Origin of the sequence: Secundilactobacillus folii, from assembly GCF_009720675.1 — a bacterium.
Taxonomy (GTDB): domain Bacteria; phylum Bacillota; class Bacilli; order Lactobacillales; family Lactobacillaceae; genus Secundilactobacillus; species Secundilactobacillus folii.
Genome location: NZ_WNJO01000003.1, coordinates 146,224 through 172,854, shown reverse-complemented (window position 1 = coordinate 172,854; position 26,631 = coordinate 146,224). Strand labels below are relative to the sequence as shown.

The 26,631-nt window shown below is 45.6% G+C and carries 22 protein-coding genes, 1 pseudogene and 1 other annotated feature; of the genes and pseudogenes, 17 read left to right on the top strand and 6 right to left on the bottom strand.

Going from position 1 to position 26,631, the window contains the following annotated elements:
• Positions 1 to 53: 53 nt before the first annotated feature.
• Positions 54 to 515 carry a hypothetical protein gene (locus GM612_RS03815; protein WP_155431060.1) on the bottom strand — a complete coding sequence of 154 codons (462 nt, stop codon included), beginning with the start codon at positions 513 to 515 and terminating at the stop codon, positions 54 to 56.
• A 636-nt stretch (positions 516 to 1,151) separates the two neighbouring features.
• On the opposite strand from GM612_RS03815, the gene GM612_RS12615 reads away from it, so the two are divergent.
• The 3 genes from GM612_RS12615 to GM612_RS03800 all read left to right on the top strand — a co-directional run bounded on the left by GM612_RS12615 (position 1,152) and on the right by GM612_RS03800 (position 4,352).
• On the top strand, positions 1,152 to 2,654 hold the full coding sequence (locus tag GM612_RS12615; RefSeq protein WP_216644506.1) for a C39 family peptidase: 1,503 nt from the start codon (positions 1,152 to 1,154) through the stop codon (positions 2,652 to 2,654).
• The gene (locus tag GM612_RS03805; RefSeq protein ID WP_155431059.1) at positions 2,651 to 3,625 is read left to right on the top strand and encodes an N-acetylmuramoyl-L-alanine amidase; all 975 of its coding nucleotides are present in this window, start codon (positions 2,651 to 2,653) and stop codon (positions 3,623 to 3,625) included. Before GM612_RS12615 ends, GM612_RS03805 begins: the two co-directional genes overlap by 4 nt.
• 121 nt (positions 3,626 to 3,746) lie before the next feature.
• Positions 3,747 to 4,352 carry a hypothetical protein gene (locus GM612_RS03800; RefSeq protein ID WP_155431058.1) on the top strand — a complete coding sequence of 202 codons (606 nt, stop codon included), beginning with the start codon at positions 3,747 to 3,749 and terminating at the stop codon, positions 4,350 to 4,352.
• Positions 4,353 to 4,475: 123 nt separating this feature from the next.
• Here the strand turns inward: GM612_RS03800 and GM612_RS03795 are convergent, their stop codons facing one another.
• Together GM612_RS03795 and GM612_RS03790 are read right to left on the bottom strand one after the other, a co-directional pair.
• Complete coding sequence (locus GM612_RS03795; RefSeq protein WP_155431057.1) at positions 4,476 to 5,111, bottom strand: hypothetical protein; 636 nt, start codon at positions 5,109 to 5,111, stop codon at positions 4,476 to 4,478.
• Between the two features lie 318 nt (positions 5,112 to 5,429).
• Positions 5,430 to 5,879 carry an SH3 domain-containing protein gene (locus GM612_RS03790; RefSeq protein WP_155431056.1) on the bottom strand — a complete coding sequence of 150 codons (450 nt, stop codon included), beginning with the start codon at positions 5,877 to 5,879 and terminating at the stop codon, positions 5,430 to 5,432.
• A gap of 424 nt (positions 5,880 to 6,303) precedes the next feature.
• Here GM612_RS03790 and arcD point away from each other — a divergent pair, with 424 nt between their 5' ends.
• The 7 genes from arcD (at position 6,304) to GM612_RS03755 (ending at position 14,723) form a co-directional block, all read left to right on the top strand.
• Positions 6,304 to 7,722, top strand: a complete 1,419-nt coding sequence (gene arcD, locus GM612_RS03785; protein WP_155431055.1) for an arginine-ornithine antiporter — start codon at positions 6,304 to 6,306, stop codon at positions 7,720 to 7,722.
• 203 nt (positions 7,723 to 7,925) lie between these two features.
• Positions 7,926 to 8,205: a binding site (T-box leader), on the top strand.
• 62 nt (positions 8,206 to 8,267) lie between these two features.
• On the top strand, positions 8,268 to 9,872 hold the full coding sequence (locus tag GM612_RS03780; RefSeq protein WP_155431054.1) for a peptide ABC transporter substrate-binding protein: 1,605 nt from the start codon (positions 8,268 to 8,270) through the stop codon (positions 9,870 to 9,872).
• A 93-nt stretch (positions 9,873 to 9,965) separates the two neighbouring features.
• On the top strand, positions 9,966 to 11,156 hold the full coding sequence (locus GM612_RS03775; protein WP_155431053.1) for a metal-dependent hydrolase family protein: 1,191 nt from the start codon (positions 9,966 to 9,968) through the stop codon (positions 11,154 to 11,156).
• A gap of 450 nt (positions 11,157 to 11,606) precedes the next feature.
• Positions 11,607 to 12,341, top strand: a complete 735-nt coding sequence (locus GM612_RS03770) for a C40 family peptidase (protein ID WP_246147536.1) — start codon at positions 11,607 to 11,609, stop codon at positions 12,339 to 12,341.
• 15 nt (positions 12,342 to 12,356) lie between these two features.
• Entirely contained in the window at positions 12,357 to 13,472 is a 1,116-nt protein-coding gene (locus GM612_RS03765; protein WP_155431052.1) for a GH25 family lysozyme, read from the top strand.
• Positions 13,473 to 13,485: 13 nt separating this feature from the next.
• Entirely contained in the window at positions 13,486 to 14,136 is a 651-nt protein-coding gene (locus GM612_RS03760; protein WP_155431051.1) for a hypothetical protein, read from the top strand.
• A gap of 125 nt (positions 14,137 to 14,261) precedes the next feature.
• On the top strand, positions 14,262 to 14,723 hold the full coding sequence (locus tag GM612_RS03755; RefSeq protein ID WP_155431050.1) for a universal stress protein: 462 nt from the start codon (positions 14,262 to 14,264) through the stop codon (positions 14,721 to 14,723).
• 763 nt (positions 14,724 to 15,486) lie between these two features.
• Here the strand turns inward: GM612_RS03755 and GM612_RS03750 are convergent.
• Both GM612_RS03750 and GM612_RS03745 read right to left on the bottom strand, forming a co-directional pair.
• Positions 15,487 to 16,335, bottom strand: coding sequence for a helix-turn-helix domain-containing protein (locus GM612_RS03750; protein WP_173021214.1), 849 nt, complete (start codon positions 16,333 to 16,335; stop codon positions 15,487 to 15,489).
• 87 nt (positions 16,336 to 16,422) lie between these two features.
• Entirely contained in the window at positions 16,423 to 16,986 is a 564-nt protein-coding gene (locus GM612_RS03745; protein ID WP_155431049.1) for a sugar O-acetyltransferase, read from the bottom strand.
• A 192-nt stretch (positions 16,987 to 17,178) separates the two neighbouring features.
• Between GM612_RS03745 and GM612_RS03740 the strand changes: the two genes are divergently transcribed.
• From GM612_RS03740 to argD, 6 genes are all read left to right on the top strand, one after another.
• On the top strand, positions 17,179 to 18,237 hold the full coding sequence (locus tag GM612_RS03740; protein WP_155431048.1) for an ABC transporter permease: 1,059 nt from the start codon (positions 17,179 to 17,181) through the stop codon (positions 18,235 to 18,237).
• A gap of 3 nt (positions 18,238 to 18,240) precedes the next feature.
• Complete coding sequence (locus GM612_RS03735; protein WP_155431047.1) at positions 18,241 to 18,912, top strand: ABC transporter ATP-binding protein; 672 nt, start codon at positions 18,241 to 18,243, stop codon at positions 18,910 to 18,912.
• Positions 18,913 to 19,226: 314 nt separating this feature from the next.
• Positions 19,227 to 20,264 (top strand): N-acetyl-gamma-glutamyl-phosphate reductase, encoded by a 1,038-nt coding sequence (argC, locus tag GM612_RS03730; RefSeq protein ID WP_155431046.1) that lies wholly within the window; start codon positions 19,227 to 19,229, stop codon positions 20,262 to 20,264.
• 16 nt (positions 20,265 to 20,280) lie between these two features.
• Positions 20,281 to 21,486 carry a bifunctional glutamate N-acetyltransferase/amino-acid acetyltransferase ArgJ gene (argJ, locus tag GM612_RS03725; protein ID WP_155431045.1) on the top strand — a complete coding sequence of 402 codons (1,206 nt, stop codon included), beginning with the start codon at positions 20,281 to 20,283 and terminating at the stop codon, positions 21,484 to 21,486.
• Positions 21,487 to 21,504: 18 nt separating this feature from the next.
• On the top strand, positions 21,505 to 22,251 hold the full coding sequence (argB, locus tag GM612_RS03720) for an acetylglutamate kinase (RefSeq protein ID WP_343031791.1): 747 nt from the start codon (positions 21,505 to 21,507) through the stop codon (positions 22,249 to 22,251).
• A gap of 1 nt (position 22,252) precedes the next feature.
• Complete coding sequence (gene argD, locus GM612_RS03715; RefSeq protein WP_155431043.1) at positions 22,253 to 23,395, top strand: acetylornithine transaminase; 1,143 nt, start codon at positions 22,253 to 22,255, stop codon at positions 23,393 to 23,395.
• A gap of 52 nt (positions 23,396 to 23,447) precedes the next feature.
• On the opposite strand, the pseudogene GM612_RS03710 reads toward argD, so the two are convergent.
• A pseudogene (locus GM612_RS03710) lies at positions 23,448 to 23,876 on the bottom strand (pyridoxamine 5'-phosphate oxidase family protein); the annotation flags it as partial.
• 283 nt (positions 23,877 to 24,159) lie between these two features.
• Here GM612_RS03710 and GM612_RS03705 point away from each other — a divergent pair.
• Positions 24,160 to 26,568 carry a KxYKxGKxW signal peptide domain-containing protein gene (locus GM612_RS03705; RefSeq protein ID WP_155431041.1) on the top strand — a complete coding sequence of 803 codons (2,409 nt, stop codon included), beginning with the start codon at positions 24,160 to 24,162 and terminating at the stop codon, positions 26,566 to 26,568.
• The last annotated feature ends 63 nt before the right edge of the window (positions 26,569 to 26,631 follow it).

Sequence of the window (26,631 nt, the reverse complement as noted above, 5' to 3'; positions counted from 1 at the left end):
GTGGTTATACCATTTAATTACATCTAAAGAATGCCATATTGGAAGAGCTGTTTTTAAGGGTAAGGATAGTAAACGTGTTTAGAAATTTTACCACTAAATTTATACAACGCAGTGCCTAGAGTTGGTCCAGTCTTAGACCAAAGTGTCATATGTTTAGAAGATATACGTTGAAAATCATAGCTAAATTTACCTTCCATGCCTTTTACCCTACCACGTATCGTATAGTATCGAGGAAAATCCTTTGCTTTTCTGTATTTAAGATATGTAACTGGGTAGGAATCCGATTGAATATAGGTATCTGTGATCCTATATTTTGTGATATGAAAATATTCATAGTAATAATGATATTTTGAACCATAATCGTGCGATTTCTTAGCTTTAGTATGCCACCAGCCACGAACATCTGTGGGTGTTCCTTTATGCCAGCTGGCAGCATTAGCAGGAACAGCACTTCCGCCTAGCATAGTTAAACCGACTGCAACAGCTAAAGTTCCCCTAAATAACTTGTTGTTCAATGTGATGCCTCCCAAATAGATTATTTGATAATTCAATCATAGTTCTGTTAACCAAATATTTCCAGGTTATGAGGCAAAAAAAGATTGCTTATGAAGACGATTACACAGAAACAGAATTTTACAACTGCTGAGCTATTCTTGATAGATGAGCTGCAGATGCAAAAGCCTGATACCAATGATGCTGAATCAACGTGGTAACTATGACGACTGCTGAAAGGGGTGAGGTTCTAAGCTATGCAAAGAAATATTTTTAAGGATACCCGCCTAATTTCATAAAGGTCACATCGTGGTTACGTAACATTGTTCTCGTTTTGGAACTTTAATTGATGAGTAAACATAGTCAGTAAAGCCATCAAACAGCAAAATGAAAACGTTGATGACAAATAAAGATCCTAAGAGTTAAGAATTTGTAATTTTTTCCCCAATAGCCATCATTCACATGCAACGAGAGCCGGCAAAAATTATTATGGTTATGGTGTGCCACATAGGGGCTACCAAATACTAATTGACTCCCCGAATAGTTAAGTGCGTTAAATAGTGGCCACCGTTAGCAGACAATATGTTATACTTTGTACAAATTCTTTTCTAAAACAGTAAATAATGAGTAAACTTTAAATTCAAAGTGGGGACAAAACAGTGAAACGATCTAAATTTCTTTTAGGGACAATGATTGGTTTAGCTGCTGGGTTAGCAGCACTTTACTACCAACGCAATACCCATGCGCTAGCACCAAGAGTAAAACCAAACACAAAGGTCTTCGACGATTTCTCAGCCATCGATCTGGGCGAGTTTACCGATCACCTAACCGTAGCCGCAGCTGATTCAACAGCCCTGGTTCTGAAGCAGCATGGCGATGCTTACGTGTCCGAAGGCAGTCTGACCACGCCAGCGTTTGATCTGCCGCAGTTTCATTCACTTGTGGCATCGTGGAACGCCCTGACACCAATTGGGACATCAGTGGAAGTCGAAGCTCGGGTCAATGTTGATGGCTACTGGTCAAACTGGCATAGTTGGGGTCTGTGGTCAACCACTGCCCTGAGCTCCAGCGTGACTCAAGACGTCGATGATACCTTAGCAGCAATCAATACGGATACGCTGCAGGTTAAAAAGGGGAATGCAACTAAAGCACAGCTGCGGGTTCATTTACACACCAGCGATCCACGGCAGACGCCCGTTTTGAAATTGGTGGCCGCCAGTGTGAAGCCGCTCAAGCGTGATCTCATGGTCGACCGGCATAGCACTGACGTTGACCGAGTAATTGCCACGCCAGCTTATTCGCAGGAAATTCGTGATCCTAAATTAGCACCTGGAATTTGCAGTCCCACCACGGTTTCGATGGCTGTTAACCGACAAAATGCCGATATCTTACCGGAAGAAGCCGCGTTGCGAAACTTAGATGAGGCCTATGGCGGGTTTGGTAACTGGTCATTCAGTACGGCTTTAGCAGGTAGCTTAGGCTACCATGCCTATACGGCGTACACTGATTTGGACGGCCTTCGGCAACAAATCAGCGATGGCTATCCGGTTGGCGTGAGTGTGCAATATACTAAAAATCCGGAAAATGGTGATTTACCGTACGTGGAAAATGCACCTGGTGACACCCAGGGACATCTCTTACTTGTGACAGGGTTCACAAAACTGGATGGTGTCGATTATGTGGCCGTGAATGATTCATACGCAGCCACCGATGACAGCGCAAAACGGCTGTACCGATTAGAACAGTTCAGTGAAGCTTGGCATTCACGGCTGGCTTACATCATTGGGGCCAATTATGCTGGGTACGAACGTTTGATGCAGCCGCACCGTGTGGCAGTGGAATTAATTCCAAACGACACGCACACTGCATTTCAAATTCGAATGCGTGATCGCAACTATGCGGTGACACCTGATATGATTCATCAAGATGACCCGTTTGGCGCGCATACTACCACCATCGCCTACACTCTAGATGAAGGGAAGACAACTGAAACGACGGCTCAGCAGCATTTTGACTATGCCGATGTGGATGACCAGGGTCGCATCAAGCTGGATGTTGAGCAGATTCAAAAAGCCCACCCTAACGCCACCATGATCACCGTTTATGTCGCTCGATTGGCGGCTTCAACGCTGGTCGGTAAAATTTCGCTGGATCCAAAATGATTAATCAGATCTCAGCAATGAAGGGGAACTATACGCCTGCTAAGAGGCCAGCCGATGTAAACATACATTACATCGTTATCCACGCGACTGAACTCAGTTACGGCGAGACCATCGCTCGCTTTCAAGAACCTCATCAGGTGAGTGCTCACGTAGTCCTGCGCCAGTCGGATGGTTTACGAACGCAGATGGTGGCGCCACACGATGTTGCTTGGCACGCCGGTAATTGGGATTTGAATTGTCGCTCCTTAGGCATTGAACAGGAAGCCTTTGTCGCGCAACCTGAGAGTTTCACACCAGCAATGATGAGTGCTTTGGTGGCTCAAATTCAAGCATGGGCCACGTGCTATCACATTCCGCTAGACCGGGCTCACATTCTTGGCCATGATAACGTGCCGGCGCCAACTCGAGCGGCGTCCTTACAAATGCACCAAGATCCCGGCTGGTATTTTGACTGGGCGGATTTATTTAGTCGGTTAGGGGTCTTGCCACCTGCTGAAGAACCCATTGAAGTCGGGCGTGCCGTTCAAATTACGGCGGGCTATGCCGATTTGCATACTCAACCTGAGGTCACTAGTCACTTGATTGACAGTGATTCTGCGGTTGCGTTGCCGAGTCTTTACCACCGGGTCAGCTTTGGTCAGCAATTTGTGTGTGTGCAGGTGCGTGGTGACTGGGTTGGCATTGATTTTAATGGGCAGTTGGCGTGGTTAAATAATCTCCAACAGAAAGCTGCAATCGGGGTGCTCGCTGAGATTTATACTGTCAAACAGGACACTACGCTGCTGGGATCCACGCAACCACATGCAGAACCGATTGCCACGTTGCATCAAGGCGAGCAGTACGTCATCATTGACCAGCTGACAGGGATTGAGACTGATGAAGTAAATGACCAGTTGCAGGTTCAACAGACGAATCAGCATTTCAATCAAATTTGGTATAATCATCGAATTGGGTATATTAAAGTGAATTAATTGTAGTTTTGGAAAGTGGGAGACTCCTTAAATAGTCTTCAATGAGCGCTACCAGACAACTTTGAAAAACGGGTTCTAGGTTATAATTCAAGTGAATTTTAAACTTTAAGGAAGAACCACTATGAAAAAATGGTTAAAAATTTGTCTTGCAGTATTTGCATTGATGTTGGGCTCTACAACAATTTCAACTGTTAATGCTCATGCTAGTTCATTTAGCTACTTTGGAAGTAATGGGACAAAAACCTATCGTCATAAAGTGATTAGCTATCAGAAATATACATTAAATAAAACCTTCTATAACAGTAATCTTGACGTAGGAGACACTTCTACTGGCGGAGTAAAAAATGGGAAAATTCAGCTGTATCACTTATATGTTTTCCATGTATCTCCAAAAGTTTCACGCTATCAAACATGGATTAAAATAACTGGACATGTCTACAACTACGATAATGCTCCGACTAACAACGTTTGGGGCGCAACTAACATGAATGTGATTACTAAAAAGTATGTCCTGCGAATCCAGGATTCAACTTCAGCTGGTTATACATTCTCAGAGAGTACGAGTAAGAGTCCAATATTATTTAGCAAAGCAGGCTTAGCACCTGGCGAGGACGAAGGGTTCCAATTGCTTGCGCACTCTAAGACCGCCACGAATCGGCTTGGTCAAACAACTATCACGCTCTTTATGGTGGGCCATTATAAGAATTTAAAATTAAACTTAAAGTAAAAACTTAAAAAGAGCTCTGACCATTTGTGTCAGAGCTCTTTTTTGGGGCTGTACACTTTTGAGTGTTGATAGATTTTGTCTATCAACACTCAAAAGTGTACAGTCATATTAATTATTGAATATTTAACTCTGTGGAACCAAAACGATTGTCGTCATTCCACCATAAGCACCCTCATCGGCCCAACTATCGGGTTCAATACTACCACCGATGTACCAACCACTAAACTTGGCTCGAGCATTCGCGTCATATCCAGCTTTTGTTAAAGCCGCTTCAATATTAGCTTTCGTGAAGGGTTCTGGTTCACTAACAGATGCATAAATGTAAACCGGCTTGGCCGTGCTTTGAACGCCTAGTTTACTCTTCATTGTATTACTCCAACTCGTATCGAAGTAATTAGGACGATCCACACCATCGTCCATGTTGTTATATCCTTGTACAGCAGAGTAAAGATACTTACTAAATGTTGTGTTAGGGAACATTTGCATTAAAGTAGAATCGGCGGCAAAAACTCCGGTAGCCCCGATCTTATTCCAGTTGGCATTGGCTACAGGTACCAAATCTGTCCCGCTATTTGTGCTGGTACCAGTCGTTCCAGTAGTTGGAGCTGTTGTACCCGAGGTAAAAGGCTTCAAATAGCCATGCCATACCCAACCCGTTTTTTTACCAATACGGAACTTGTAGTAAACGTATGCTTTGCCATTACTCTTACGAATATGCGCTGCATAATACTGCTCGACTTGCGTGCCATAATTTCTCATGGTTCCCGCACGATGCTTTAATGAAGCCGTAGTCCATACGGGCGCATTAGTGTTAGTCACAGTTGCATTGGCATTTTTAATGTTTTGGTACGAACGAACATACGCACTTGCGTGTGCCGTCGTTTAAATCACCTCCGTGAACCATTAAATCAACACCATAGTTGGTGGAATAATAGCTCATTAGCTGTAAACTTCGCAAAACTAGAACAGTTGATAGCGTTTTCCAACTATCAAAATGAGTATCTGCAAAGTTTGCAATGGGAACACTATCTGGATCTGTGGTTGCTTCTATTTGTTCCGCAAGATTTTTCATTTGGGTTATTTCATCAGTAGTCGGACTTGGCAAAACTTGCGGATCAACGTCCTCGATGGTGAAAGCTTTTCCCAATCCTTAACATCGGTTCGAGCGTCGTCAACGCAATCGTAGTTATATGGTGACAGTTCATGAATAGGTAAATGTTTACCGGTATCATCAACAGGTACAACAGGCTCGGTGCTGTTAGTATCTGTACCGAAAAATTCCCCGGTAGTGGTGTTGGCGTAGTCAACATAGCGACGAACGTCAGAAGCTGAAATATAAGGAGCCCAAAAATGGCCATCATTATAAACTTTTGAATTATAGTTGACGATTTGACCAGCAGTATAGTCGGCTACGGTTGCAGTAGCCATATTTGGATCGTTACGAACACCGCAGGTACGGTCAAAGGTAAAACTACCTGATACTGTAATGGTGTACATACTTGGTGTGTTTGATACATCAATTTGCATGTTTAAAACCTCACTTTAATTTTTTATTTTAGGTAATCGCGATTACAAGGCAAAGCCTACACGGGAAAAATCGCAGTGCGTTTCAACTTTGTTGCAACTTGTGTGAAGTCAAAGAACAGTCAGAGCTGGCACAAGCGCGAGCACAATTAGAGTCAGTAAAATTTGCATTGCGCAGCTGGCTGTTTTTTAAAGTTCGCCAAACCGTTGCTCACTTTATCGGCATTGTCCCTTTTGGTCATAATGACTGTATACATAATGAATAATACACGGTCACACAGTTATAAATATTAACTTAAAAATAATAGAAAAGTTTTCACATTTCCCTCGAAGTTTGTTAACCTTTATTAGTTACACTGAAAGAAAAGAAAAAGGGCGGTTGTATAGGTATGCATGTGCTTTCCGTCCATGAAATGAGGGAAATTCGATGACAACTCAATCGCGTAAAATCAACGGTTTTTCATTGGTTGCACTCGTTGTCACCACCGCTATTGGCTCAGGAATCTTCGCTATGAGCAGTGATTTGGCGATTGCTGCTTCACCTGGAGCTGCCATCATCTCCTGGCTCATTGTTGGCATTGGCATTTTAATGCTTGCCGCCTGCTTCAATAATTTACTGACCAAACGATCTGACCTCGAGGGTATTTTTGCCTATGGAAAGGCCGGATTTGGTTCATTTGTGGGCTTTATCAGCGGCTGGGGGTACTGGATGTCGGCTTGGTTGGGTAACGTGGCGTTTGCTACGGTTTGCATGAGTACACTTGGCTACTTCTTCCCCATTTTTAAGCGCGGGAATAGTCCGGTTTCAATTTTGGTGGCCAGCATGATTGCCTGGTCATTAACGATGTTAGTTAATCACGGCATGGAATCCGCGGCGTTGATGAATACGGTTATTACAATCTGTAAGTTGATTCCGATTTTTACCTTCATTGTGATTGGGATCGTTTTATTCAAGGGCAATGTATTTACCGCTCAATTTTGGGGCAACATGCGCCATTCAGTCACTGTCGGTGGGGTTTGGCCGCAGGTGCGAAACAGTTTGATGATCATGATGTGGGTCTTCGTTGGTATTGAAGGCGCAACGGTGCTCTCAGCCCGGGCGAAGACGCGTAAAACTGCTGGGCGCGCGACACTGATTGGGGTGGCTTGTTTACTGCTGGTTTACGTCCTAGCATCGATCTTGCCATACGGCTATTTGACGCGTGTCCAGCTAGCCGAGATGCCTCACCCAGCAATGGTCTACATCTTTGAGCAGATGGTGGGTAGTTGGGGCGGAGCCTTTATTAGTATTGGCCTATTTATTTCAATTCTGGGTGCCTGGCTGTCGTGGACGATGCTGCCGGCGGAAACCATGGGCTTAATGGCTGAGCAGGGGTTGCTGCCCAAACAGTTTGCTAAAAAGAATAAGCATGGGGTACCAACGCTGGCGCTGATGACGACTGCCTGCATGGTTCAGGCGTTCATGGTGATTTTAATTTTCGCGCAGAAAGCTTATGAATTCGCCTACAGCCTCTGTACCGCTTCGATTGTGGTGTGTTATATCATTGTGGCTGCTTATCAGGTCAAATACTCCTGGCAACACCGTGATGTTAAGGGTAACCGGCTGCAGCTTTGGATCGGGATCGGCGCCTTGCTGTTCCAAGTTTTTGCCATCTCCTTAGCTGGCTTGCAGTACCTGTTCATTTGCCTAGTGGTTTACGTACCGGGTATTATTCTCTACGCAGTGACGCTCAAGCGTGACACTGGCCGTTACCTGAACCGGTTGGAGTGGTCCGCCACCGCCTTAATATTTAGTGGTGCCGCCATTACGGTTGTTTTAATGGTGCTGTGTCAAATCACCATTTAAGGTGAATGGCCGTTATTGATGTGGGTTCCTGAGGCTTGTGTCTGGCGCGTTTTATCCCGGATTTTGCAGTCAATTGTCGTAAAATACAGTTGCTTCAAGGTCTCAAAATCCACTCAGAATTTTTCATCATCCCCAAATTTGCTGTTGACAATACAAAAAACAATGTCTACACTAATAAACATTAACAGTTGATTAGAAAATTAGAAAATGCGTTGAGGAAGTTAGTACCGTTTGTGGAACCGTCAGCGAGTCCGGATTAGTGAGAGCGGATCGGAGAGACATGCGGGAAGATCCCTTCTGAGCAGTGGGCTGAAAATAGTAAGTCTCACCGGTGGCATCCGTTAGCATTGCAATGAATCGTGATTCGAACGCTTACCCAGGATCCTAGCCTGAGAACAACGTTTTCTAGGAGGATCACCGTTCATATAAGGCTGCAATTGCAGCAAAATAAAGGTGGTACCGTGCAGATAAAGCGCCCTTTAGAGAATTTCTCTAAGGGGCGCTTTTTAATTTCTAATTAACTGATGACTAGGAGGATATTGTTCATGAGGAGACGATTATTAGTAACAAGTTTAGGTGTCGTTTTAGCAGGATTAGCATTGGCAGGTTGTTCAAGCTCAAAAGCTTCTTCAACTGATAAAACGCTGAATGTGACGTTACCAAGTGAGCCGGCAACGGCTGATCCTAATAAGGCTACTGACACAAACAGTGGAAGTTTGATTTATCAAACCATGCAGGGTTTATATACATATAGCAAGGATAACAAAGTTGTACCAGGCGTAGCTACAAAAGTTGTTGCGCCTACCAATAACGGCAAAACATATACGTTTAATTTACGGCACAATGCCAAGTGGGCCAATGGTGATCCTGTCACTGCCCAGGACTTTGTTTATTCTTTCCAGAGACAGGTTGACCCGAAGACGAAAGCACAATATGCTAATATTTTTGATTCACTGGTCAACTACGACAAGATTCAAGCCGGTAAAATGTCACCCGATAAGTTAGGCGTTAAGGCACTTGGCAAGTATAAATTACAAGTGAATTTGAGCAAAACAGTCCCGTATTTTAATAGTCTGTTAGCTGATAAATACATGCCGCTGGATCAAAAATTTGTTGAAAAGTACGGACAGCAATATGGGACTAGTGCTGAGAAGACCATGACTAATGGTCCCTACAAACTGGTTGGGTGGACCGGTAGCAATTCTACCTGGTCGTACGACAAGAATCCGCATTACTGGAATGCAAAAGCCGTCAAAATTAATAAGGTCGATGTCACCGTGACGAAGGATCAAAATACGGCTGCTGACCTCTTTAAGAGCAATAAGGTTCAAGAAACCACGATTACCGGACAATATGTTCGTGCAAATGCTAATAACAAGGATTTGCAGACCCACTTAACTGGTCGTCTACAGTACCTGTATTTTAATAATAAAAAGTCAGCTACTAACTCGGAAAATCTACGTCAAGCAGTTTCGTACGTGGTAGACCGTGGTACATTAACGAAGCAAGTGTTACAGGATGGCTCTAAACCTGCCATGAGCATGGTGCCAAAAGGGGATCAAAAAGATCCAAGCAACGGCAAAGATATGGCAACCGAAACTGGCAACCTCTTGCCATACGATTTAGCAAAGGCCAAGGACTACTGGAACAAGTATTTGAAGGAAACGGGTAAGTCGAGTGCAACCTTGAATTTACTGACGGATGATACGGATGAAGACAAGCACGTGGGCACCTATATCCAGTCCAATATGCAAAAGTACTTTAAGGGTGCGAAGGTCACCGTGACATCCATCCCACATGCACAACACGTTGCACGTGATTTTGCTGGTAACTTTGAAATCAACTTAACCGGGTGGAGCACAAACTGGCCCGACGCTTCGGATTTCTTAAGCTTAGCCGCTAAGGGCAACACCGTTAACTTTACCGGTTGGAACGATAATCAATTCAACAAATTGCTGAACGATGCTAATGCTAAATCTGGTCAGGCTCGTTATGACGGACTAGTGGCAGCCAATAAGCGACTAATGGCTGTTAAGGGCTTAGTACCATTGTATCAGCCGTCTGAAGCTAAATTGGTCAGTGATAAAGTCGGCGGACTTAGCTACTCACTCTTAAATGAAGCTCAGTATCAGTACGCATACTGGAAATAGGAGCTAAACGGCAATCTTGCTTAGCTTTGGATCGCGCACTGACTGCGCGCGAAAAATAGCAATCATACACAAAATAATGGAGGCATTTGAAACATGACTGAAAAAACATTCTACAATTTTTCACTTTTTGATGGTACGGGAGATACTAACGACGCCAACGCATGGTTCACGGTTGATACTGAGACTGGTGCGCTAACGGCCAGAGGAACTGGCAAACATCCAGATAGCAAGGAGACTGTTGATTTAAACGGACAGTACGTGATGCCAGGGTTTCTCAACGTCCACACTCACGTGACAATCGATCCTGATTCGTTTGATGGTAGTTTTGGTGATTCAGAGGCAGAATCAGCAGTCTGGGCATACCAAAATTTGCAAAAATTATTGAAATCTGGCGTCACATTCGCCCGTCAGTTGGGAACTGATTACGATGTTGACGTGAAGCTAAAGCGGATGCAAAAGAAGGGTTTACTGCCACGGACACCGCACTTCCAAGCATCTGGTCGGGCATTTTCAATGACTGGGGGTCACGGGGATTCCCCTCATGGCGGCTGGGCTGTGGATTCACCGGATGAAATGCGTAAAGGTGTTCGGACAGCACTAAAAAATGGCGTTGATGTTGTTAAGATGATGGCAACTGGTGGCGTCATGACGCCCGGCGACTTCATGGCCGATCCACAGCTATCTGTTGAAGAGATGCATACCGGTGTCGTCGAAGCGCATCATAAGGGATTGAAAGTGGCTTCTCATGCGGAAGGCAATCCAGGAATCCAAAATGCTTTGGATGCTGGTGTGGATTCTATTGAGCACGGCTTTTATGTCACGGAACAAGAAGCGCGGCAGATGCTTGATCAGGGTACTTATCTAACGCCAACCCTGATTGCTGAGTGGACGATTCCGGCTTATGGGAAGGGTGTGCTACCTGATTGGGAAGTCAAAAAATGTGAGGATGCACTCGAAGATACCTATCGAAACTTTAAGCGGGCCTTTAAGATGGGAGTTAAATTCACGTGTGGCACCGACGCTGGTACGCCATTCAACGGTTTTGATATGACGCCACGCGAATTCGAGCTTCTGACGACTAAGGTAGGCATGACACCAGCACAGGCTTATCAATGTTCAAGTCTTAACTCTGCTGCCTTGTGTAATGTTGCGGACAAATATGGGACCTTGGAGGTTGGTAAACAAGCTGACTTTCAGGTCTTAAGCAAGGATCCGCTTGCCGATGTTAAAAATGTTCAGCAAGAAGACAAACAAGTTTACCTTGGAGGTGAACGAGAATTCTAAAGAACGGCGCAATATAGTCGTTTCGGGAGTGAATCAAGAGTCTAGACTTTTTGGATTGTGAATAGGGAAGTTAAATACAAGCATTCTAATTTCAAATGAAAAACGCCCAGTGCCTATTCAACTAACGGTCAGTTTTTTCCGTTAGTCGAATAGGCACATTTTGTTGTTTAATGAACCGAATCCATTAGCTTTAAAATACCTGAGCACATCGTGTCATTGCAGAATTAATTCAATCACTTCTTCACAATCAGCACAACAGAAATAGTTAATTGTTAAATTAAATCCCGTTAAATCACTGATTTAACGGGATTTATACGGTATTTAAATAACAGGAATGTTGCACAAATGTTTCGTGAAAACTTTTGTTAACTATTATGATAGTCGAATGTAACCGTTACGTTATATTGTCACCATAAACTGGATAGTGAAATCAGATAAGGAAGTGTTGATATGGTTCATCGAGGAAGGATCAGTAAATGGTTATTGATGACATTGGGGTTTGCAATTTGCCTATTATTTACTACTAGTATTCAGGCACAAGCGGCGGATTCAACCTTGGTCAGTCAAAGCAATATGACAGCGAAGACCTACGTTCGGAAGTCAACAAAAGGGGCGACATATAATCTCAGCGTGAGTGGCAGCTCAGTAGTCTTCAGCAAGAAGACGCATTCGTTGACGAACTACCCGAATACCACGTGGGAAGCCACTAAGAAGATGTCTCTTAAGCGGTCTGGCGTTACATATCTTTACTACTATGTTACTAACAAGGGCAACACGGCGCATGGCTGGATCTGGCATGGGTACCTGAAAGCCGGTGCGACTGCTGCAACGGTGATCGGCACGGCTAAGAAAGAACTTGGGAAGCCCTATTCATGGGGTGGTAACGGTCCGAGTTCATTTGACTGTTCAGGACTCACAACGTACGTTTATAAGAATGCGGCCGATAAGACGCTGCCGCGAACGGCGCAAGCTCAGTATAACCAGTATGCGCACGTCAGCAGCAGTAAGATCAAGGATGGCGATCTGGCGTTCTTTGGTTCCAGCAAGTCTAACGTGTCGCACGTCGGCATCGTGGTGAGCAATGGCAAAATGATCGATGCGCAGAATTACGGCGTGATCACGGAAGCAATTTCGGCACCGTGGTGGCACTTGGAAGGCTACGCGCGTCCAATGACGTTGTCGTAGGAAGGAGCAGCTAAAATGAATTTGAAAAAAATGGGTGTGAAATGCCTGGTGGCTGCGTTCGCCTGTTTCGGTCTTGTCGGCGTCACCCACACAGTGGCACACGCCGCGGTCGGAACATCAATTCCTGACTTATCGGAGTGGCAAGGTGCATTTACAGCGACCCAGGTTAAGAACTTAAAGAAAACGGTGCCGTTTGTTATTCTACGGGTTCAGTACGGCAGTGACTATAAGGATAAGGACTTCGCCCATAACGTGGCACTGTGCAAGGAGTATGGGTTAAAATACGGGGTTTATTCCTTTAGTCAGTACAGTAGTACCTCGGATGCTAAGACTGAAGCTAATGATCTGTACACTAGAGCGCCTTCAGCCAGCTTTTACGTTAACGATTATGAGGACCAAACTGTAACTAGTGGCACCACTAACAGCGCCACCGCTGCTTGGTACAGTGAGCTACGTGCAAAAGCACCGCACCGTCGCATTCTGTTCTACTCGTATCAGAGTTTTGCTAATGAATACGCAGCGACTGCAATGAAGAAATATGACGGTTACTGGCTGGCTGCTTATCAGTCGACTGAACCTAGTATGAGCCACGTTCTCTGGCAGTACACGGATGACTGGTACGCATCAGCGATTGCTGAAAATGTGGACGCAAGTAAGAAGCACAGTAAGGATACCAGTTGGTTCTTATCCTCACGGGCAATTTCGTATAATAAAACGGTCACAGCTTCAAAAGCTGGCTATACCATCTGGGGCAGCTTAGGATTTTCAAATCAAAAGGGCACCACCAAAAAGGGAACGGATTATACGGCTAAATACTACTATGACCACTATAACGGCCGGACTTATTACTCACTTTATAACAAGTCTGGCAAGTGGGTCGGTTACGTCAATAAAAATGCCATGAAGACGATGACGGCTAAGGCGGATGGCGCAACAGTCACCCTGAAAAAGGGTGGTTATAACATTTGGAACAGCTTGATGTTTACCAAAGCCAATCGCACCACCACTGCTTTGAAGGGCAGATCCTATACTGCAAAGTACTACTATACCGCTGGTAACGGCACCGTTTATTACTCATTATATGATGGTAATACCTGGATCGGTTACGTGAACGCGAATGCGACGAAGTAAAGGAGAGCAACACATGAAGAAGAAAAGATTATGGCTCACGAGTGGTGCCATTGCTGGACTATTACTAGTGACCTTGGCAGGTGGCAGGCTGGTCAGTGTTCATGGTGATTCAACGCCCACTGCATCAGCACTTTCAGTCCCGACCAAGGTAAAAACGTCAGCTCAAACGGCCACGGTTGACAAGCTCAGTGGAACGGTCAAAAACGCCAAAGTAACGTATCGTCAAGCAGGACAAACTGGCAACACGGCAACGTTTAATAAGACGACCAGCAGTACAGACGCAAAAGCAGCGGCTAAAATTGGCGCACAGGATCACAGTGGTGAAACGGTTAAACTAAAAGATGGCACTCAGGCAAAGGAACAGGGTGTCATGGGGCACATCTATGTGACCTGGAAAAAGGGTAACTGGTCAGTGACGACGGTGACGGATACCACGCAAACGTTGAGAACGGCGCCAACAACGCTGGCTTCCCAGGTTGATAATCAGTTGAAACAGCAACAGATTACTAATCAAAAGGTTGATAAGGGTGCGGTAACCGTGTATTCGACTGCCCAAGAAGTACCAGCAAACCAAATCACGTGGCAGAATAATAAGCAGGTCTCAAGTGTGAAGACGCAGCAGGCCAATACAGCGTACGCGATTGCCAAGTCGGTATTGAACTAAACAAAATAGTTGGAATTTTAAAAATAAATTATTTGGTTAACCTAAAATATCTTCCTGTTCTACTACTTCCATGGTATAGTTGTCTGTGGGAAAGAAAATTTGAGTGATAGACTAGGAGGCAAAGGATGTTAACCGAAGATGATTTTGAAGTTGAAGAAATGAGTTATAAGAAACTGTTGTTGGCGGTGGATGATGACGATGATGAGTCATCGCGAAAGGCGTTTAACTATGCATGTACGTTGGCAAGAACGTTCAATTTACCGTTGGGCATTGTGTCGGTACTGGAGACGGGTGATATGAATATCTTCCAGTCGTTGTCACCGGATGTTGTGAAGCAGCGGCGAGATGACATTTATCATGATTTGAACACGTATGTCAGCAAGGCAAGGGCGTTCGGGGTTAAGGATGTGCAGCCGCTGATTGGTGAAGGAAAACCGGAGCGAGTGATTTTGGAAGAAATAATTCCGGATTTCCAACCGGATCTCATTCTGTTGGGGTCGCATAGACGATTTGGAAATTTGAGAATCGGGCACGTTGCAGGCACGATTATGAGAGAAGCAAAGGTGTCGGCGATTATAGTAAAGTAATGAGTGCGGAGCAAGGCGTTTAAAGACCGGCGTGTAAGGGGGCTTCGATATTATTTACGGTGGGCTTTACCGTGAATGATATCGAAGCCCCCTTACACATAGGTCTTTGCCTTGCGCAGCACGTTACGGCAATATAAAAGTCAAGACCACGAACCTCTGACAGAATTTGCGGCGGGCTTTGCCGTGAATTATGTCAGAGTGGGCTTAGGTGCAAGTCCCTGTTTTTCGCAGCACGTTACGGCAATATAAAAGTCAAGACCACGGACCTCTGATATTATTTACGGTGGGCTTTACCGTGAATGATATCGAAGCCCCCTTATACATAGGTCTTTGCCTTGCGCAGCACGTTACGGCAATATAAAAGTCAAGACCACGAACCTCTGACAGAATTTACGGCGGGCTTTGCCGTGAATTATGTCAGAGTGGGCTTAGGTGCAAGTCCCTGTTTTTCGCAGCACGTTACGGCAATATAAAAGTAAAGACCACGGACCTCTGATATTATTTACGGTGGGCTTTACCGTGAATGATATCGAAGCCCCCTTATAGATAGGTCTTTGCCTTGCGCAGCACGTTACGGCAATCTAGACTCCTCTTTACAAGCCAGTCTTTGCCCAGCACAACAAGTTAAATCACCCTAAAACTCAAATGCAATCCAGATCCAGAATGATTTCCAATCAAATTAGCACGTATGAAACAGTATATTTCGAACCAAAAGGGCAACCACTTCAATGAAAGAGAAGTGGTTGCCCTTTGTGTATTTTTACTATTGGAGCGTAGTTTGTTCAATTCGCTTCAATAGTATCTGGTTATTATTGATGCGGGCAAAGGCCTTGGCATCGTCCAGTAATTCCGTCACCTCGTCGTGAGTCTTGCTCTCTGCAATGGCGTTTTGTGCCATACGGAAGCAGATCCTGGCAGAATAAAACGTGACGTGATTATTGGCGCAAATCTCGTAGCCGTACTGTAGCAATGAATCGCTAGTCTTATAGTCCTCCACGTGAGCGAAATACTCGGCGGTATAAAACACCATGTTCAAAGCGCGCCAAATCGCTTTATTATCGGTTAATGGCAAGGTATGCAGGCCGTCAAATACCTTTTGGAAGAAGAATTCACTCTTCTGGTTTTCATGGTTATGGCTGTAAGCAATACCACTGCCAGTGTAGGCCAATTGAGTAAAAATGGTACTGTGCGTATCATCTAAATCGTTTAAGATCAAGTTGAAGTAGTACAGTGAATCAGCAATTGGCTTTTCCAGCAAAGCTGATAAATAACCCTTAACAAAGTAGTACTGCATCTGCCCAGTGTTAGACAAGTCATCGAAATTGACTTGGTCCAGATCATTCGAAGCACTTTCATATTCGCTGGTAATCAGTTTGAATTCCGCCTGATCTAACAGTTGATTGGCCTGTGATTGTGCGGGAGGATTGACTGGGAAGACGTCATCTAGCGTCAAGTTTAAACGGGCACAAAGCTGTGTCAGAATGCGAATCGCAGGTGCCTTACCGGAATTTTCAAATTTACTCAAGGTCGCCTGGGTACAGATGCCGTCGCAGAGTTCAGCCTGAGACAGTCCCATGGCCTTGCGCGCCTTGATAAAACGTTCAATATTCATATCCAATCATCCCGTATTTAGTATTTAAATACAGTATAACAGAATTTCTATATCATGTGTCATTCTTCACCAGTTGTCGCACGGCTTTTATTCCGCTTTTAACGATTTGATGGGCTTTGCAGGGACACCTGCGACCACGGTATTATCCGCTATATCCTTGGTGACTACCGCACCAGCTCCAATGACCACGTTGTTACCGATCGTCACGCCGGGCAAAATAGTGACACTGCCGCCGATCCATACGTCGTTGCCAATATTGACGGGACTTGCCTTTGCGAGGTACTGTCGTCTACCAGCTGCTGTCATGGGGTGGTTGACCGTATAGATGCCCACATTTGGACCGATCATGACATGATTACCAATGTTAACTGGAGCAATATCTAAAATAATCAGGTTATAATTACTTAAGAAGTCGTGTCCCACATGAATGTTCTTGCCGTAATCACAGTTAAAGTTGGCTTGAACGGAGAGGTTGTCGCCATATGAGCCCAGGATTTCTTCCATTTTAGCAGTTTGTTTTTCGGGTTCCGTTGCTGAAATGGCGTTAAATTCCTGACATAATTTGGCTGCTCTAGCTTTCCGTGCGGCGACTTCTTCGTTGGTGAAGCAGTACCAGTCACCGGCCTTTAGTTTTTCTAGTTCTGTTGCCATGTTATTCACTCCTTCAGGTTCAGTTTAGAACTTTAACTAGGGTTTAAGTCAAGCTCGTGTCTAAAAAATGAATATTGCAAAAAGGTGACAGTGTTAAATTCATTTATCACATGATAAATTAAACATGCTTTTCCCTTCAAATAATGATACTATAATCACATTCAGTAACAAAGTGAGAAAGAGGGCGGCACGATGTTTTTAGCAGTGAAAGAGATGCAACACGAAAAGTTCCGTTACGGACTGATTATTGCGATGATCGTTCTGATCGGCTACTTGATCTACGTTTTAACCAGTTTGGCCATTGGGTTGGCCCGCCAAAATACCTTGGCGATTGATTCGTGGGAGCCAAAAACGGTGTTAATGAACCGGGATGCCAATATCAGCTTGGATCAGTCCATCCTGCAAAAGGATGATGTTGGTCATTTAAATAAAAGTCAGGCTTTGATTGGTCAGATGGCGGTGATTGCTAAGGAGTCAAACCGTCAAAACGAGTCAGCGCGGTTCATTGGGCTATCTAAATCGCAGTTTATTTACCAGGAATTGAAAACGACCAGTGGGCATTTGCCAACCAAGACCAACCAGATTGTAGTGGATGATAAATTTAAGGATGACGGGTATCGGCTCAAGGATCGGGTCGTCCTTAACTCGGACAATACCAAGTTTCAAATTGTTGGTTTTCTGCATGATCAGCGGTTAAACGTGGCACCGGTGATCTATGGGAGTTTATCGACCTGGAAGGCTTTGAAGGGCTACCGAGGAAATCAAATTATCGGCAGTGCTGTCATGAATAAGGCTGGTTCGCCAACCTATAAGCATAAGGCGGTTAAAAAATACACTAAGAGCCAGCTCGTCAACAAACTACCGGGCTACTCGGCGCAAAACATGACTTTTGGGTTTATGATCGGTTTTCTGATGGCGATTTCGTTAGTTGTGATCGCAGTCTTCCTATATATTCTGACGATGCAGAAATTGCCGAACTACGCGGTACTGCGAGCTCAGGGTATCCCATCGTCAATGCTGGTGAAGGCCACCGTCTATCAATCGTTACTGATCGTGGTCATTGGCTTAGTCATTAGTGGCGTGATCACTTGGGGCACTGGTAAATTATTACCGCTTGGCGTACCAATTTACTTTGATATACCGGTCTTACTGGCAGTCAGCGCGGGGTTAATTATCATCTCCGTCTTGGCGGCACTAATTCCGGTTCGCAGAATTATTACAATTGATCCGGTGACGGTGATAGGAGGGTAGACTATGGAAGCAATTACGTTAAATGGCGTCAGCAAGGATTTCGGTAGTGGTACAAGCTATGTCAAAGTGCTTCACGACATTAATTTTAAAGCGCAAACTGGCGAGGTCGACCTGGTCATTGGACCCTCGGGATCCGGGAAAAGTACCTTTTTGACCATTGCGGGGGGCTTGCAATCACCAAGTTCTGGCGAAGTTCTGATCAATGGCAGTCCTTTCACCTCTGAAACTAGACGACAGCAGGAGGCGATTCGGCTGTCCAAGATTGGCTTTGTGCTGCAAACCTACAGTTTGGTACCCTACCTGACCGTGCAGGATCAGTTTAAGTTAGTTGATATTTTCGTCAAGAAAAATCACATTGAAAAAGAACGCTTCAATCAAATCTTGAAGGATCTGCAAATTGATAATTTGATGACCAAATACCCCAGTCAGCTCTCGGGCGGCCAAAATCAACGGGTCGCAATTGCGCGTGCTATCTATCCTGATCCAGAGATTATCTTAGCGGATGAACCCACGGCCGCACTGGATACGGCTCGGGTGAAAGAAGTCGGCAAAATTATGGCCAACTTCGCCCATGAAAAGGGGAAAGCGATTGTGATCGTGACCCATGATCAACGGTTGTCGGAGTTTGCCGATCACCAATATGAGATCTTGGACGGACGGATGCGACCGGTCTAATTTAGTGGTTTGGCGTGGCTGCTGCATAGCTGGCTAGTAGAAATTAATTTTCTGCTAGTCAGCTTTTTTGATTCCACAGCGGAAAGCCCAGCACCCGCCCTCATTCAGTCTGCTATTAGTTCTCCTCATTTTTTAATACCCTGTGTTAATATTATTCAAAAATAAATGTATATATGGCGTATAAATGGATTTATTATACATAAAAACAAGCTAATTTGATAAATTCACTAAAAAATATTGCATTTTATTGAATATGAGATTATAGTAAGACGCATACGAAAAAGATAACTAATTTATTTTGTGAGGTGAAACCAATGGACGTTGCGATTGTAGGTGTGACCGGATATAGCGGCACAGTGCTCTATACACTGCTTGCCAACCACCCGGAAATTGATCAAATCAACTTGTATGGACATGTAAATGAAGGGGAAGACGGTACAGTCCGCTATCTCGACGAACTAGTTCCTGGGTTTCACGGTCAGCACGTGCCAATTCAAAAATTCGATTCGGCACAGATCATGATGGATAACGCGGCGGTGTTTTTTGCGACATCGGCTGGGGTCAGCAGTCAGCTGGCTGGCGATTTCATCGATGCCGACTTTCCGGTGATCGACTTATCCGGCGATTATCGGCTAACCGATCCGGCCGAGTACGAAAAGTGGTACCACAAGCCGTCAGCACCAGCTGAGCATTTACAAAAGGCCAGCTACAGTTTGGCGGACTTTCCGCAAGAGACCAGTAACTACATTGCTAACCCTGGTTGTTACGCTACGGCCACTTTATTGGGATTAGCGCCGATGGTTCAAGCCGACCTGATCGATCCCGATTCCATCGTGGTCGATGCCAAGTCTGGGACTTCAGGAGCTGGCAAAAAGCTCACTGAGATCACCCACTTTACGGAAGCCAGCGATAACTTACAGTTGTACGGCATTAACACTCACAAACATATTCCAGAGATCGTGGCGCAGCTGCAAAAATGGAATGACGAGGTACAGGCGATTCAGTTTAGCACCACGCTTTTACCGTTGACCACCGGGCTCATGGCTAGTATTTACGCGAAGGTCAAGCCTGGAGTCACCCAGACTAAATTAATGAAGGCGTTCAATGATGATTACGCGGATGCGCCGTTTGTTAACGTGTTGGATGGTCAAACCCCAGATCTAAAAGAAGTCGTCGGCACCAACAATTGCGACATTGGCGTGGTGTTTAACCCGGTTACGCAAACCGTCATGGTAATCAGCGTGATCGACAACCTGATGAAGGGGGCTGCCGGACAGGCGGTTCAAAACTTCAATCATTTATTTAACATCGACGAAAAAGTGGGTCTGCCCACACTACCTGCATTTGTATAGAGGAAGGACAATGCTTATGATCAAAAATCAAATTAAAAAAGTGGCCTTTACGTGGCCCAATGGATATTACAATGATGGTATTAAACTAGGAATCGGCGTCAGCGATAAATTAGACTTTGGTTACCTAGTCTCTGAGGTGCCGGCAAATGCAGCTGGGACGTACACGACGAATCAGTTTCAAGCTGCACCAACTAAGCTGACTAAAACGATGATCAATCAGGACCATCAACTGCAAGCGGTCGTCATGAACAGTGCGATTGCTAACTCCTGCACTGGCGCACAAGGTGAAGCGGATGCCCACGAGGAACAGCAATTGGTTACTGATAAGCTGCAGCTTGACCCATCACTAGTCGGGGTTGCATCAACGGGCTTAATTGGCGCTTTTCTGCCAATGGATAAGATCAAACAGGGCATTGCACAGCTCAGCCCCCACCACGGCGATAACGTGACCCGGGCGGTAATGACGACTGATAAGCAACCGAAACACGCCTGCGTCCAATTAGAAATGGCTGGTAAAAAGGTAACCATTACGGGGTTCGCAAAGGGTTCTGGTATGATTCATCCCAAGATGGCGACCATGCTGGGCTTTGTGACCACCGATGCAGCCGTGGATGGTGATTTTCTGCAGCAGATGCTGAGTCAAAACGTTGACACCACGTTCAACCAAATTACGGTGGATGGGGATACCTCTACCAATGACATGGTCGTTGTGATGGCAAATGGTAAAGCGGATACGCCGGAACTAACCAGCGTTGACGATGCTGATTACGAGGCCTTTAACACCGGATTACATACCGTTTTAGGTGAGCTTGCTAAGCAGATTGCAGCTGACGGTGAAGGGGCTACAAAGCTGGTCGAGTGCAACGTTAGTGGTGCGCTTAATGAAATGGAAGGCCAAGAGGTTGCCAAGGCAATCGTGGGGTCGAACCTCGTCAAAGCCGCAGTCTTTGGCCAAGACCCTAACTGGGGTCGAATCATTGCCACCGTTGGCAACACGACTGCTCACGTTGATACTGAACACGTGGCAATCATGGTCAACGATGTGCCGATGGTTGCCGATAGCGTAGCAGTGCCATTTGATGAACAGGCGGCATCGCAAAAGATGGGTGCCGATAAAGTCGTCATTGACGTTGACCTCCACGCTGGTGATGCCACCGGCCAAGCCTGGGGTTGCGATCTCACCTATAACTACGTCAAGATTAACGCGAGTTATCACACATAAAATATGAAGGGAGCGGTCATCATGAATCTCATCATCGTCAAAATTGGCGGCAACGCCATTTCACAACTGAATCACGAATTCTTTGAGCAACTACGACAATGGCGTCAGGCCGGCAAAAAGGTGCTGCTGATCCATGGTGGCGGCCCGCAAATTTCTAAGCTCGCTACGCAACTGGGAATTCCGACTAATAAGCAGCACGGGATTCGAGTTACGGACGCTGCTACACTGGCACTGACGAAAATGGTCCTGCTGGGAGACGCCCAGCCGGCGTTATTGAAGCGGCTGGCGGATGCAGGATTACCAGCCATTGGACTGAATGCCGCTGACCAGCAGTTGCTGACCGGTAATTATATTGACCAAGAAAAATACGGCTATGTCGGCAATATCATCGGGGTCAACGAACTGATTCTGTCGAAGATCCTGGCTGATCAGATCGGTGTACTATCACCGTTAGCGCTGACCAAAGCCGGCGAGTGGCTGAACGTGAACGCTGATACGGCTGCCGCTGATGTGGCTCGGTTGCTGAAAGCTAGCCAACTGTACTTACTCACCGACGTTCCCGGCGTTTTAAAGGGTGGCGAAGTCATTTCTGCCCTGATTCCGCAAGACGTTTCGCAGTTGATTGCTGACAACGTTATTTCAGCGGGGATGCAGCCCAAGTTGTCAGCCGCCGTAAAAGCGGTGCACGCCGGCGTTCAAGCGGTGCGCATCACCGATCAGCTGACGCATCCAGGAACAATTTTAAAAATGGGGGTCAATGACTAATATGAGCATGACGCATGTATTTCCAACCTACGAACGCTTTCCTTTCGAGCCAATTTCGGGCAACGGGGTCGTGATTACTGACAATAACGGGCAGGATTACCTTGATTTTACGTCTGGTATCGGCGTTTGCAGCCTGGGTTATCAGAATACGAAGGTTCAAAATGCCGTTCAGGTGCAGCTTACCAAGCTGTGGCACATTTCTAACCTGTATGAGAACCATTTACAAGAATCAGTCGCCTCACTGTTAGTGGGGGATGAAGACAAGATGGTCTTTTTTGCTAATTCAGGGACTGAAGCCAACGAGGCCGCGTTGAAGCTGGCGCGTAAAGCGACTGGCAAGACGCAAGTCCTTTCGTTTCACCATTCCTTTCACGGCCGGACTTACGGCTCGATGTCCATGACCGGCAATCCAGGCGTGCAAGCGGGGTACGCACCGTTAGTACCGGATATTAGTTTTGCCGATTATAACGATGACGCGTCGTTAGCTGCCATTACCGATGACTTGGCAGCCGTCATTTTGGAAGTGATCCAAGGTGAAGGTGGCGTGATTGTTGGTGACCAAGATTGGCTGCATAAAGTCCAAGATAAGTGTCAGGCCACGCACACGCTGCTAATTATTGATGAGGTGCAAACGGGCATTGGCCGAACCGGTTATAAGTTTGCCTACCAAGGTTTTGGGCTTGATCCAGACATTGTGACCTCTGCAAAGGCGCTTGCAAACGGCTTACCGGTGGGTGCGATGATTGGTAAGTCCAAATTGGGTGCCGCATTCGGTCCCGGTTCCCACGGCTCGACTTTTGCTGGGAATCCGCTGACGATGGCGGCTGCGGAGGCCGTTTTAACCCAGCTGACGCCGTCCTTCCTAGAGCAGGTTCAGACAAAGTCAGCAGTAATTTGGGATACTTTGAATAAATTCGACAGCCTGGATGCCGTCAAATCTGTCAGTGGCAAGGGCTTCATGGTGGGTATCCATCTAGCAGAAGCCGTACCAGTGAACAGTGTGATCCAGGAGCTACAAAAAAAGGGCTTACTGACACTATCTGCAGTGGGTAACACGTTGCGGTTGCTGCCACCGTTAGTGATGAGTGAAGATGACCTAAGTAGCGGTTTACAGACGATTTACGAAACGTTAAGTGAGAAGTAAAAAATAGGTATCTGCGGTTTGCAGATACCTATTTTTAGGTTCAGTAATTGATTTAGAAATGCAGATGTTCCGTCCCATCCGAGAACACTTCAGCTTCAGAATAGGTCAGGGCATAAGCGTTCATATCGTCACGAGCAACTTGATCTAAATGTTTAAAACTATCACATTTTTTATCCAGTGCGGCAAAGATTTCCGGCTTTTTGTCGTTCACACGTTTAGCTTTGGCACCGGTCACGCGGACGGTACCGGCTTCAATCGGTGCGGTCGTAAAGGATACGTTAGCGTTTGCGGTGATTTCCTTAACTTTGTTAGTTTCGCGAGCTGTCGTGAAGTAAATGGTGTTTTCCGATTCTTCAGGAAAGTAAACAAAGAACACGGTTCGCACGTTGGGCGTGTGACCAGCAAGTGTTTCGGTCGCAAGTTCCAGTCCAGCAGCATGTTCAAGGACATATTCATAGGTTTCTTTAGTGGTCATTATTAGGCGCCTCCAATTGTTGACAACTCAATTATAGCGCTTTCATTTTAGAATGGCAGGGTCGTTTTTCACAGATTTGCGATAGTATCTTCACTTTGAGTTGCCCATGGACCCTTTTCTGTTTTTGTGCAAATGCAGCACAGCTTAGGAAATCTAAGCAAATAATCATAGATACATAACGAAATTATTTGTTCAACAATATATAAACTATGATATTATAAAAGTGGATACACAGAGATTCAGGAGTTGTTCATTATCTTGGGATGAAGACCATATTGGAGGAATAGTTATGGACGAGGAGAAGCTTCACTATAAGATGTATAAGGCAGGTAGTAAGTGGATGTTTGCTGTCATTACGGTGGTCACTTTAGGAATCGGTATTGGTCAATTGGGGACTGAAGCAAAAGCGGATACGTCGACAACCACGGAAACTACACAGCAGCTGGCACCAGCCGCCAACACGCAAAGCGGGGCGCCACAAGCAACGTCAGCGGCAGCAACCAACGTCAACACGACGTCGACTACGACCCAGACGAGCGATGCTGCTACTAATGATACGACTGCGAATAGTTCAACTGCTAGTCAAGCACCACAGGAAGCGACCAGCGCCGCAACCGATACTACAACGGCAACGCCAGCTAATGCAGCGACTGCAGAGGCGACAGATCAGACTGACTCTAACACTACGGCAACTACTGCTCAGAATTCGGTCAATGCAGCCAATGCGGCAACCACGAATAAAACAGCGGTTCAGACTAAGACTCAAGTCGATCCAGAATCGGTTGTTAATCCGACAACCACAGCCACGGTTTCAACGGTTCCAAAGGGTTCAACGGATTCAGTCACGATTGCGACAGCAGATAATAACGGTCAAGTAACCGGGACTAGACAGATTCTTGACACTACTGAATTTAACGGCCTCAACTATACGCTCACGGTTTCAAATAATGACCAGAAGAATTCGGCTTGGGAAAATACTGCTTTTGTCTTACCTTATGACGTCACGACTGATCAGCGGTACATTGTTCTGGACTCAAGCAAAACGAGTTTCCAAGATATTATTAATGCGCTACCAAGCGGTATCTCGGTGGGCTTCGCAACTGTTGATGGCCAATACCTGCCATATGATAGCAATAGTTCAGTCACTTTGGAGCAGGTTAAAGGACTCCAATTCACGGGCAATTTAGCTGCTGGGACAACGTTTACAGTTAGTCTGCCATTCAAATTGAATGCTGACTATCCGCTCAATTCTGATCCTCAAGCACTTAACGCATTGAACGTTGGAATCTTTGCTTACACTCAAGCTGGTGGCGATTTAGGTACTGCCGTTAACATTCCATCACTTTATATTGCGACGCCGATCTCGTTTGATCTGACTAATGATGTCAAGGCCGTAATGAGTGACGGTTCTTTGGCACCGGAAGCGATTCAGACGTTGGTTCACAGTATTGATCCTTCCCAGATATTAGTTAAGAATACCGTTGATTCAAACTACAGTAATTTCGACTTTAATTCAAATGAGAATGCAAGCAATACTAAGATATACACAAATGCCCTCATAGCGGTTCCGGTTAAAGCAGTCCAAGCCGCTTTAGTTAATAGCGGATACGCAGCGCTTGACGATCAATTGGGTACGGTTGATGGTCAGTCAGCTGGCATGTACATCTTCTTAATCAATGATGTTCCTGGTCAAGTGACGGTTGCGTCAGCAATTCGAACTGAGGATCAAAACATTACCGGTTCGGTGGACGAACAGTTTGATCCATTAGCTGCCCTGGACTTTGCACCTTCTGATGCCACTGCAACGGTTAACGACCCGAACGGTGTGCTGAACCAATTGCAAAATGGCACCTATGTATTCAAAAAAGCCGGTGACTTCTCAGTTACTTACTCGATTCCATATGATGGCAGTACAATTGCGAAGACGGTTACCTTCCACCTTCACTCATCATTTACTAAGAACACCGTTCATGCGACCCGAACGATCAGCTTTGTTAATACGGATGGGACGATCAACAGCAATGCTCCAATCGTTCAAACGGTCAGTTATGATATTGTTACAGATGGTTTAACTGGTGCCAGTGTTTACGTACCGTTGAACGGTTACGATGCCGTGGCAGTTCCCGCTGAAGCTGGCTATACTGCTGAAATCACACAGGTTCCAGCTGCGAGTGCTTCACTGACCGGCCAGAATTTGACCTACACGGTTCTTTACACAAAGAACGCAACGCCAAATAACGGTGGTTCAACTGGCAGTTCGACCGATAATAATACAACTACCGGCGGGACTACTAACAATGGCGGCAGTACGAATACTAACACCAACACGAGCGGCGGTACGACTACTGATAACAGTGGTGATGCGACGACTACGAATGGTGGTCAAAGCACTGGGTCGACGAACGCCAATAATGGTGGCGGGACAACAACGACTACTAATGGCGGTTCAGCGATTAATGTGACAAATGGTCAAAACGGTGTGACGACTTCGACCAGCAATGCCACGGCAAATGTCAAAGCCGTTAGTGAGGCCAGCAACAATGGCACTGCTGTCAACGGACAAAAGAGTACCTCCCAGGCGACTAAGTTACCGCAAACTAGTGATACTCAAACTGCAACTTCTTCAGTGATCGGATTGGCACTTCTAAGTGCTTTGAGCGTCTTTGGACTTGCGCGCAAATCTCGTAAAGAAGACTAACAGACTGTAATTGAATTTAGTTCTAATTTGAAGAAGCAATCGGTTTCCCATTTGGTGGGAAGC